Source organism: Microcystis sp. M53602_WE12 (genome assembly GCF_030065455.1).
GTDB classification, from domain to species: domain Bacteria; phylum Cyanobacteriota; class Cyanobacteriia; order Cyanobacteriales; family Microcystaceae; genus Microcystis; species Microcystis aeruginosa.
The window spans coordinates 1-1,400 of sequence record NZ_JASJFB010000878.1; the positions used below are offsets into that span (position 1 = coordinate 1).

A 1,400-nucleotide genomic window follows, 5' to 3' on the forward strand; every position below is an offset into this window, starting at 1 on the left:
GATGCTTTCTCACGAGTGCGGGTTCATTTTCTAGGTTGACTTCGGCTTCCTTACCAGCATTTATTGAGATGTTGCCTTACAAGCTTTTTTGCCCAACCCTAGTTAATCAGCCTGCAAAAAATAAGTAAAAATTATAAATTTAAGGTAAATAATTAAAATATTTAAATATTTGGGGCGATTAGTTCAATGTAACAAGTAAGTTACAAGATTTTGATTTTCCCAGAATTTGCCAAAATTTGGCTGTAAATCGGGGTTGCCTACATTTAATAATATGGTATGATCGTGGTATGCTGTGGGCTTAGTTTAACCTTTAAGCTTTAAATCAACGGAAAACCAAGGCAATCAGGGGACTATATCGATTCTCTTGCCCAAAAAAAGCCGCTAGTGGTGACATTTTTTTATGTTGCAATTTTTGAAGTTTTGTAAAGGCTATTGACTTAAAACCAGAATTGTGCAACTCTCCCCGCTCCAAACTCTGGCACTCGCAGACAGTCAACAGCTAATCAAGTTGGGAACTAGGAGGAGAGGTCAACTCCTAGTCCCCTGTTTTTTGGGATATCAATTCCGCTTAAGGTACTTCAGTCCAGCGCCTAAGCCTCCTAGTACCAGCAAACTCAGCACAGTTGACGGTTCGGGAACAGGGGCAGGGGCAGAAAAGTTAGAAATCGTCACACTAGCCCGTCCAAAAAGGTTGTCGCGAGTGAAAATACGGAAACCAAAGCTGTCGCCAGCTAGGACGTTAAACGTCGATGTCCCGTTTTGGAAAACACCTCCCCCATCATTAGTTACTTGGGTGAAGCTGCCGTTGAGCAGATATCCGAAGGGATCCCAGAAAGGCCCATCAGCAGTCGAATAGTTCCAATCAAACGTCACCGTCCCAGCCGCAGCCGCAGTGGTGGTGTAGTCTGTGGTTCCAGAACCGCCAGAACCATTGTTCCCCCCAGTCAGGCTAATGGACGCGGGAGCGCCGCCGGTATTGACGAACCCGTCGGCATTACTATTGGTAAATGTCCAGTTAATGGGATCGTAAGCGTCTTGGAAACCGAACACTGTTGCGGCACTAGCACCAGAAGCAGCGGCTAGGGTGAGGCTAACAGTAGTGACAGTCATTGCGGTCTATGACCGCAATGACTCGAATAATTTTGGCGATTTGGTGGCCATGGCCCTAAAAATAAATTAATGTACCCCTTAAAGTTAAGGTTGATCAAAATATTTTTCAAGAGGATTTTTTATGAAAATATTCAATCCTATCTATATAGCCCACATTCCGCACCCTAAAGTGTCACATTGAAAATTTTATCTAAATCGTCAAAACGATTGCCGGCTCTGAATTACAGGCTAATTTGGTTGCCCAGCAGATGCACAATTAGCCCTAAAAATCTGATAACTCTGATACCAAA

The 1,400-nt window shown here is 43.6% G+C and carries 2 protein-coding genes; one reads left to right on the forward strand and one right to left on the reverse strand.

Annotation, left to right across the window (positions count from 1 at the left end; all coding sequences use genetic code 11):
• Window positions 1–558 precede the first annotated feature (558 nt).
• Entirely contained in the window at window positions 559–873 is a 315-nt protein-coding gene (locus tag PX482_RS26715; protein ID WP_288095630.1) for a PEP-CTERM sorting domain-containing protein, read from the reverse strand.
• On the opposite strand from PX482_RS26715, the gene PX482_RS26720 reads away from it, so the two are divergent.
• Complete coding sequence (locus PX482_RS26720) at window positions 760–1,083, forward strand: hypothetical protein (RefSeq protein WP_288026780.1); 324 nt, start codon at window positions 760–762, stop codon at window positions 1,081–1,083. The two genes, PX482_RS26715 and PX482_RS26720, sit on opposite strands and share 114 nt — an antisense overlap.
• Window positions 1,084–1,400: the final 317 nt, after the last annotated feature.